The sequence below is a fragment of the Komagataeibacter kakiaceti JCM 25156 genome, assembly GCF_000613305.1.
In genome coordinates, this window is record NZ_BAIO01000840.1 from 1 (window position 1) to 681 (window position 681).

Here is a 681-nt window from a genome sequence, read left to right on the forward strand (position 1 = left end):
CGGAACTGCCGCTGGACGTGGCCGACATCGCCCTGCCCCGCCCCGTCGAATTTCCCCTGCCCGGGGGTGAGGGCACGGGACATGCGTTTTTCTATGCGCCCGCCAGCGCGCGTTACGTCGGCCCGGCGGATGAAAAGCCGCCGCTGGTGGTCATGGCCCATGGTGGCCCCACGGGGCGGGCCAGCGCCGCGTTTTCGTTCAAGGTGCAGTGGTGGACCAGCCGTGGCTTTGCGGTAGTGGATGTCAATTACGGCGGCTCCGTCGGCTTTGGCCGGGCCTATCGCCAGCGGCTGGAAGGCCAGTGGGGCGTGGTCGATGTGGATGACTGCATCGCCGCGTGCGACCATCTGGCGCGCACCGGGCAGGTGGACCCGGCCCGCATTGTCATACGCGGCAGTAGCGCGGGGGGCTGACGGTGCTGCTGGCGCTGGCGCGCTCGGACCTGTTCGCCGCCGGAACCAGCCTGTATGGCGTGACGGACCTGCGCGCGCTGGCCCGTGACACGCACAAGTTTGAATCACGCTATCTCGATACGCTCGTTGGCCCCTATCCGGCGGATGAGGCCACCTATCTCGCCCGTTCGCCGCTGACGCAGGTGGCGGGCATCCATGTGCCGGTCCTGTTCCTGCAGGGGCTGGATGACGCGGTGGTGCCCCCCGCGCAGGCGGAGTCGATGGTCGC

At 69.0% G+C, this 681-nt stretch carries 1 pseudogene; it reads left to right on the plus strand.

The features are described from left to right. Nucleotides 1-681 (plus strand): annotated as a pseudogene (locus JCM25156_RS26510) (alpha/beta hydrolase family protein); the annotation flags it as partial.